This window comes from Ideonella sp. B508-1 (assembly GCF_000333615.1).
Classification (GTDB): Bacteria; Pseudomonadota; Gammaproteobacteria; order Burkholderiales; family Burkholderiaceae_C; genus Ideonella.
Genome location: NZ_BADL01000565.1, coordinates 1 through 7,503, shown reverse-complemented (window position 1 = coordinate 7,503; position 7,503 = coordinate 1). Strand labels below are relative to the sequence as shown.

Genomic DNA, 7,503 nt, shown 5'->3' with positions numbered 1-7,503 from the left:
GCCAGACCTATGCGGATGCCGCCAGCTTCCTGGCCGCGCTGCCGCCGCCCGAGCAACTGCGCCCCGGTGCCCTGGTGCTGGACGTGCGCATGCCCGGCATGAGCGGGCTGGAGCTGCAGCGCCTGCTGGCCGAGCGCCAGTTCCCGCTGCCCATCCTGATCGTCACCGGCCACGGCGACGTGCCGATGGCCGTGCAGGCGCTCAAGGCCGGGGCCTACGACTTCATCGAGAAGCCCTTCAAGGAGCAGTACCTGCTGGACATGGTGGGCGCGGCCATCCGGGTGTCGCAGGAGGCCCTGGCCCGGCAGAGCCGCCAGCGCTCCGTCGGCGAACGCCTGGCCCGCCTGGGCCGGCGCGAACGCGAGGTGCTGGACGGCATCCTGGCGGGCAAGCTCAACAAGGTCATCGCCTACGAGCTGGAGCTGTCGGTCAAGACGGTGGAGGCCTACCGCGCCTCCATCATGCTGAAGATGGAGGCCGGCTCGCTGGCCGAGCTGGCCACCATGGTGGCCAAGGCCCAGGGCTGAGCCTGCGACGGCCTCTCAGGCCCGGGTCGGCCGCGCCATCTCCGCAACCAGGGTGTCGACCAGTACCGCCGCCGGCAGGGCGCGGGCCAGCGGCGCGCCCTGGCCGGCCCAATGGGCTGCGTACTGGGAGGCCTCGTCGCTGCGGCCCCCGCGGCTGGCGGCAGCATGCAGTTGCTTGGTGGCGTCGTAGGCCCGTGGGTAGGCCGCCGGCTGCAGCCCGGCGGGCAGCTGTTCGCCTTCTGCGATGAAGGGGCCCACCAGCCCGCGGGCCGGGCGCCCGGACAGCACGCGGGTGAGCCGGGTGTGCTCGGCCCGCCCGCTCTGCAGCGCGGCGCGGTAGGCCGCATCGGCCGCCGATTCCGGGCACAGCACGAAGGCGGTGCCCAACTGGGCCGCCACCGCTCCCAGGGCCAGCGCCGCGCGGATGCCCGCGCCATCCATCAGGCCGCCGGCCGCAATCAGCGGCAGGCCGGTCTCGCGCCGCAGGCGCTGCAGCAGCACCTGGGTGCTCAGGCCTTCGTCGGGCGCCGAGGGGTCGAACATGCCGCGGTGCCCGCCGGCCTCGATGCCCTGGGCCACGATGGCGTCCACACCCGCGGCTTCGATCTGCCGGGCCTCCGCCAGGCAGGTGGCGGTGGCCAGGGTGACGATGCTGGCCTGCCGCAGCGCGGTGATCCACGCCGCATCCGGCAACCCGAAATGGAAGCTGACCACGGCGGGCCGCAGTTCCAGCAGCAGCGCGAACACGTCGTCAGACACCACGAAGCTGCGGTAAATCTCCCGCAGCTGCGCGGGTGGCGTCAGGCCCAGGGCCTGGAAGTGCGGGGCCAGGTGGGCCAGCCAGGCGGCATCGCCGGCCGGGTCGTCCGGTGCTGGCGCGTGGCAGAAGACGTTGACGTTGAAGGGCCGCTCGGTCAGCGCGAAGGTCTCTTCGATCATCGCCCGGGCCTGCGCGGCGGTGCTGGCGCCGATGCCCAAGGCCCCCAGGCCGCCCGCGTTGGACACGGCCGCCGTCAACCGGGGCGTGGAGACGCCCGCCATGGGCGCCTGGAAGATGGGGTGGCGCAGGCCCAGGCGGGCCAGCAGGTCAGGGGTGGATGGCATGGCGGGAATTCTCTCGCCGGCGCTTCAAGCCTGCGGTCTGCAGGGGTAGGCTGGTGGCTGGACACGCTTGCCGGGAGAGCCCATGACCCGTCCGACCGATTCCCACGCCCGCCAGCAGCGCGATGCGGCCCTGCGCACGCTGGACGAGGCCATTGCCGACCACCTGGCCCAGGCCCAGCGCTCGGGCGAGCTGCAGGGCGCGCCCAGCTACGGCAAGCCGCTGGCCGAGATGGTGGGCTGGGACGAGACCCCGGTCGAGTTCCGGCTGCCGTTCAAGATCCTGAAGAACGCCGGCGTGCCACCGCCGGAGATCGCGCTCTTCCACCGTCGGGCCGCGCTGCGCCAGGCGCTGGCAGACGCCTGTTCCGACGAGGCGCGCGGGCGCTTGCAGCGGGAACTGGGCAAGCTGGAACAGGCCCTGGCCCTGCGGCTGGAGGGCATGCGGGCGACGGGGCGGGTGTGATGGGGGGGCGGTGGAGGGCCCGCTCCGTGCAGGGTTTCCTGCGCTGCGTCACATGCTCGAAACAGCGCCCGGTTTTAGAATTAGGGGTTTCCCTATAAATACAGTGTCTTAGAACACTGACAACACCATGCGCTCCGTACTCACCTTACTGAAAGACTTGTTCCACACCCCGGTGTCCTCGCCGGAGGACAGCCGCGCGGCCTATCTGGCCGAAGCGGCCCATCTGGGCGACGCCGAGCGTCGCCGCTGCGAGATCGAGCACCGCCAGCGCACGCTGCTGATGCTGGCTCCCCAGCTGACCCCGTTCATTCGCTGATCGGCGTCCACGCACGCCCCGCCCGCGGTGCCAGCCACCCGGGCGGGGCGTTTTCTTTGGGGCCTCAGACCAGGGCTGCGATGCGGTTGCGGCCCTCTTGCTTGGCCCGGTAGAGCTGCTGGTCCACCGCCCGCAGGGCGTCCTGTGGCTCGGCCCCGGGGCCGGGCGTGAAGGTGCCCATCCCGATGCTCACCGTGACCCGCTGCCCATGCGGATTCTGCGCATGGGGCAGGGCCAGCTTGTCGATCAGGCGCAGGCAGCGCTCGGCCACGCGCTGCGCGCCGGCGGCGTCGGTCTCGGGCAGCACCAGCACGAATTCCTCACCGCCGTAGCGGGCCACCAGATCGCGCGGGCCCACCAGGGCCAGGCGCAGGGTCTGGGCAATCTCGGTCAGGCAGCTGTCACCCTGCAGGTGGCCGTACAGGTCGTTGTACTGCTTGAAGTGGTCCACGTCGATCAGCAGCAAGGACAGCGGCTGCTGGCTGTGGCGGGCACTTTCCCACTCGCGGGCCAGGCTGGTGTTGAACTGGCGGCGGTTGGCAATGCCGGTCAGGCCATCCTTGAAGGACAGGGCCTCCAACTCCTTCTGCAGGGCCAGCAGCTTCTCTTCGGTCTTCTTGCGTTCGCTGATGTCGAACATGAAGCCGACCAGCGATTCCACCTCGCCCTGGGCGTTGCGCACCACATGCACCACGTCGCGGATCCAGACATAGCCGTTGTCCTGGGTCAGCGCCCGGTAGTCGGCCTCGTGGTCCACCCCAGCCTGGGACTGGGCGATGCAGAAGTTCACCACGCGCTCGCGGTCCTCGGGGTGGATGCGGCTGGCCCAGTCGTTGGCCGACACCCAGCTGTCCTGGCGCCAGCCCAGCAGGGGCTCGATCTGCGGGCCGATGTAGGCAAAGCTCATCGTCGGCCAGTCGATCTTCCAGGGAATGGCCCGGGTGGATTCCAGCAGGGTCTTGTAAACGGCACTGTCGTTCGGAAGGTCGCTGATCTCAGCCATCGGGGTACTGCTCAAGTCTGCCAAAGCGCACGTTATCGCAGATCAAGATGACGGGCGGGATACCGGCGTCGTTGCCAGGGCCTCCAGCGCCGGCAGGCCCACGGGCGGCTCCGCCTGCCAGGGCACCGCGTGCAGCCGCCGGGCCAGGCCCGAGGCCACCCGGCGCACCTGAAGCTGCTCGCCGGCCAGGCGGGCCTGCAGCAGCGGGTCGCGTGTGCCGGTGGCCAGCAGCGAGCGGTTGAGCACCCAGGCCCAGGGCTCCACCCCGGCGCGGCGCAGATCGTCCTGCAGGGCCGCGGCCTGGGACACGGGCGTCGTCTCCGGCAGCGTGACCAGGATCACCCGGGTGTAGGCCGGGTCCTGCAGGCGCATCAGCGGGGTGACCACGTGCAGGGCCGGCTGGCCCTCGAATTCACGGGTCATCTGCCGGTGGTAGGCGCCGGTGGCGTCCATCAGCAGCAACGAGTGGCCGGTGGGCGCGGTGTCCAGCACCACGAAGGCGCTGCGCGCCTGCGCCACGGTGCGCGAGAAGGCGTGGAAGACGGCCACCTCCTCGGTGCAGGGCGAGGCCAGGTCCTCGCGCAGCAGGGCCAGTTGCTGCTCGTCCAGGCCGGGCGCGCGCGCGGCCATGATCTTCTCGATGTAGCGGGACGTCTCGGCCTTGGGGTCGATGCGGCTGACGTCCAGGCCGGGCAGCGAGCCGGCCAGGGTGTCGCCCAGGTGGTCGGCCGGGTCGGTGGTGCTCAGGTGCACCGCATGGCCGCGCTGCACCAGGCCCACGGCCAGGGCGGCGGCCAGGGTCGTCTTGCCCACGCCGCCCTTGCCCATCACCATGATCAGGCCGCGCCCGGCCTGGGCCAGCTGGTCCACCAGATGGCCGAAGCTGTCGGCCTGCACGTCGGCCGGCGCCGGGGGCAGGGCCGGCAGGCTGGGGGGCGTGTCGCTCAGCAGCTGGCGCAGCGCGCCCACGCCCACCGTGTCGAAGGGCCGCAGCGGCACCTGCACCTGCGGCAGGGGCTGCAGCGCCGCGGGCAGATCGGCCAGCGCCGCGGCTTCCTGGCGGGCGATGGCGGCGGCCACGGCATCGCTGGCCTGGGCCGCCGGGAAGACGCCGTTGATGGCCAGGCGCTGCGCGTTCAGGCCCAGCGCGGCCAGCTCCTGGGCGCTGCGGCCGGCTTCGGCCAGGGCGCTGCGGTCGGCCCGGGCCACCAGCACCACGGTGGTCAGCGCGGGGTCGGTCAGCGTGGCCAAGGCGGCGTTGAAGCGGGATTCCTGCATCTTCAGCCCCGAGTGCGGGCCCAGGCAGGAGGCGCCCCGGTCGTTGTCCTGCAGAAAGCCGCTCCAGGCCTGGGGCAGGCTGAGCAGGCGCAGGGTGTGGCCGGTGGGCGCGGTGTCGAACACCACATGGTCGAAGGCCTGCGCGCCACCGGCCAGCAGGCCGGAGAACTCGTCGAAGGACGCGATCTCTGTCGTGCAGGCGCCGGAGAGCTGCTCGCGCACCGTGTCGCGTTCCTCGGTCGAGGCCTGCGCCATCTGGGCCAGCACGCGCTGGCGGTACTGGTCGGCCGCCACCTGCGGGTCGATGTTCAGCACCGACAGGCCCGGCACCGCGGGCACGGCCACCGGCGCGTTGCGCAGCGGCACGCCCAGCATCTCGTCCAGGTTGGACGCCGCGTCGGTGCTGACCAGCAGCACCCGCTGGCCCTGGTCGGCCAGCTGGATGGCGGTGGCGGTGGACAGGGATGTCTTGCCCACACCCCCCTTGCCGGTGAAGAACAGGTAGCGGGTGGGGTGGGGGACGAGGTTCATGTCGGTGTCAGCTCAGCCAGGCTTCGATCTTGTCACGGCTGGGCAGGCCGCCGGCATGCACCACCTGGCCGTCCAGCACCACCCCCGGGGTGGCCATGACGCCGTAGCCGATGATGGCCTGCATGTCCTGCACCTTTTCGATCGTCACCGGCACGCCCTTGTCCCGCGCCACCTGCTCGATCAGGGCGATGGTGTTGCGGCAGTTGGCGCAGCCCGAGCCGAGAACCTTGATGTCTTTCATGTTCACTCCTGGTTGAAGAACGGGGGCGGTGCCGTCACAGCACCGCGTTGAAGACGTAGCCCACCAGCAGGATGCCGCCGGCCACCACGCCGGCGAAGGTGGCGATCAGGCGCGGCTTGAGCGCCTTGCGCAGGATGATCATCTCCGGGGCCGAGAGGGCAATGACGCTCATCATGAAAGCCAGCACGGTGCCCAGCGCCGCGCCCTTGCCCAGCAGGGCCTGCACGATGGGGATGATGCCGGCCGCATTGGTGTACATGGGCACGCCCAGCAGCACCGCCGCCGGCACGCTCCACCAGGCCTCCCGTCCCATGATGGCGGCCATGAAGTCCTGCGGCACATAGCCGTGGATGCCCGCGCCCAGGGCGATGCCGGCCACCACGAAGGGCCAGACCTTGCCGACGATCTCCCGCACGTGGCTGGCGCCGGCCTGCAGGCGCTGCAGCATGCTCTGCAGCTCGCCCGCCACCGTGGCCCCGCCCTGGCCGCTGGCCACGGCCTGCACCCAGTCCTCCAGGTGGCGTTCCATGCCCAGCCGGCCGATGACCCAGCCGGCCACGATGGCCACGCTCAGGCCCAGCCCGAGGTAGAGCGCCGCCACCTTCCAGCCGAACAGGCCCAGCAGCATCACCAGCGCCACCTCGTTGACCATGGGCGCGGAGATCAGGAAGGAGAAGGTCACCCCCAGCGGCACGCCGGCCGAAAGGATGCCGATGAACAGCGGCACGGCCGAGCAGGAGCAGAAGGGCGTGACGATGCCCAGCAGGGCAGCCAGCACATTGCCGATGCCGGCACGGTGCCCGGCCAGCAGGGCACGGGTGCGCTCGGGGGCGAACCAGGTCTGCACCACCCCCATGACGAACACCACGCCGACGAGCAGCAGCAGCACCTTGGGCGTGTCGAAGAGGAAGAAGTGCAGCGCTTCACCCAGCGCCGTCTGGCGGCTCAGGCCCGTCCAGGCCAGCAGGGTGTCGGCGAAGGCGGTGAGGTGGGTGTAAGCCCACCACCAGGCCGGCAGCAGCACGGCCAAGCCAATCCACCAGCGTTTCAGGGGCGTCATCGTGTGCGTCCTGTGTCGTCCTTATCTGAAGACGCAGGACCGCCCCAAAAGATGCAGGGGCGCCGACGCGGGCGGGCTCAGGGCTCGCGGGGCGTGAAGCAGCAGACGCCGCCTTGCGGATCCAGCACCACCTGGCAGGAGGCGACCAGCTGCGCGCGCAGCCGGCGCCGGGCCCGCTGCACGCGCGACTTGGCCCCTGCCAGGCTGATGCCCAGTTGCCGGGCATAGGCCTCCTGGCTCAGGCCCCGCAGGTCGCACTGGGTGATGGCGTCGCGGTCGGTGGCGCTGAGCTCGTTCAGCACCCGCGGCAGGCAGGTGGCCAGGCTGTCCACGGCCGGGGCGGCGTCCGGCTCGGCCTCGGGCAGGCTGTCGTCCAGCGCCACGGTGGGGCGCTGGCGGCGCCAGTGGTCGGTCAGGGCGTTGCGGCTCACCTCGAACAGCCAGGCCCTGGCATTGGCCACGTCGCAAAAGCGGCTGCCCATGCGCAGGGCCTTGATGAAGATCTCCTGCAGCAGGTCGCGCGCCAGCGCCGGGTCGTCCAGCCGGCTGGCCAGCCAGGCCTGCAGTTCACGCTCGTGGGCGTGCCAGGCCTGCATCAGGCAGGGGCGGGCTTCGGCCACGCTCATGCGCAGCGCGCGCCTTGCTCGTACCAGCCCTTGCTCTGGTTCACCACCCGCACCACCAGCAGCATCACCGGCACCTCGATCAGCACACCCACCACGGTCGCCAGGGCCGCGCCGGATTCAAAGCCGAACAGGCTGATGGCCGCGGCCACCGCCAGCTCGAAGAAGTTGCTGGCGCCGATCAGGGCCGAGGGGCAGGCCACGTTGTGGGCCTCGCCCACACGGCGGTTGAGCCAGTAGGCCAGGGCCGAGTTGAAAAACACCTGGATCAGGATGGGCACCGCCAGCATGGCGATGACCAGCGGCTGCTGCAGGATGGCCCGGCCCTGAAAGGCAAACAGCAGCACCAGGGTGGCC

At 71.2% G+C, this 7,503-nt stretch carries 10 protein-coding genes; 3 read left to right on the top strand and 7 right to left on the bottom strand.

Annotated features, from left to right (window positions below; translation table 11 throughout):
- Nucleotides 1-527: response regulator transcription factor (locus I73_RS22225; RefSeq protein WP_022982633.1), on the top strand; the 527-nt coding region annotated here is incomplete at its 5' end.
- Nucleotides 528-542: 15 nt separating this feature from the next.
- Here the strand turns inward: I73_RS22225 and I73_RS22220 are convergent.
- Nucleotides 543-1,631: a nitronate monooxygenase family protein gene (locus I73_RS22220; protein ID WP_022982632.1), complete on the bottom strand. Its 1,089-nt coding sequence runs from the start codon at nucleotides 1,629-1,631 to the stop codon at nucleotides 543-545.
- Between the two features lie 82 nt (nucleotides 1,632-1,713).
- Here I73_RS22220 and I73_RS22215 point away from each other — a divergent pair, with 82 nt between their 5' ends.
- The gene (locus tag I73_RS22215; RefSeq protein WP_022982631.1) at nucleotides 1,714-2,094 is read left to right on the top strand and encodes a DnaJ family domain-containing protein; all 381 of its coding nucleotides are present in this window, start codon (nucleotides 1,714-1,716) and stop codon (nucleotides 2,092-2,094) included.
- 157 nt (nucleotides 2,095-2,251) lie between these two features.
- The gene (locus tag I73_RS33360) at nucleotides 2,252-2,410 is read left to right on the top strand and encodes a hypothetical protein (protein ID WP_022982630.1); all 159 of its coding nucleotides are present in this window, start codon (nucleotides 2,252-2,254) and stop codon (nucleotides 2,408-2,410) included.
- A gap of 64 nt (nucleotides 2,411-2,474) precedes the next feature.
- Here the strand turns inward: I73_RS33360 and I73_RS22205 are convergent, their stop codons facing one another.
- The 6 genes from I73_RS22205 to I73_RS22180 form a co-directional block, all read right to left on the bottom strand.
- Nucleotides 2,475-3,413, bottom strand: coding sequence for a sensor domain-containing diguanylate cyclase (locus I73_RS22205; RefSeq protein ID WP_022982629.1), 939 nt, complete (start codon nucleotides 3,411-3,413; stop codon nucleotides 2,475-2,477).
- Nucleotides 3,414-3,455: 42 nt separating this feature from the next.
- On the bottom strand, nucleotides 3,456-5,222 hold the full coding sequence (gene arsA, locus I73_RS29840) for an arsenical pump-driving ATPase (protein ID WP_022982628.1): 1,767 nt from the start codon (nucleotides 5,220-5,222) through the stop codon (nucleotides 3,456-3,458).
- Between the two features lie 7 nt (nucleotides 5,223-5,229).
- Nucleotides 5,230-5,463 carry a thioredoxin family protein gene (locus I73_RS22195; protein WP_022982627.1) on the bottom strand — a complete coding sequence of 78 codons (234 nt, stop codon included), beginning with the start codon at nucleotides 5,461-5,463 and terminating at the stop codon, nucleotides 5,230-5,232.
- Nucleotides 5,464-5,497: 34 nt separating this feature from the next.
- Nucleotides 5,498-6,523: a permease gene (locus tag I73_RS22190; RefSeq protein ID WP_022982626.1), complete on the bottom strand. Its 1,026-nt coding sequence runs from the start codon at nucleotides 6,521-6,523 to the stop codon at nucleotides 5,498-5,500.
- Between the two features lie 77 nt (nucleotides 6,524-6,600).
- Complete coding sequence (locus I73_RS22185) at nucleotides 6,601-7,149, bottom strand: sigma-70 family RNA polymerase sigma factor (RefSeq protein WP_022982625.1); 549 nt, start codon at nucleotides 7,147-7,149, stop codon at nucleotides 6,601-6,603.
- Nucleotides 7,146-7,503: hypothetical protein (locus I73_RS22180; protein ID WP_022982624.1), on the bottom strand; the 358-nt coding region annotated here is incomplete at its 5' end. The genes I73_RS22180 and I73_RS22185, both read right to left, overlap by 4 nt.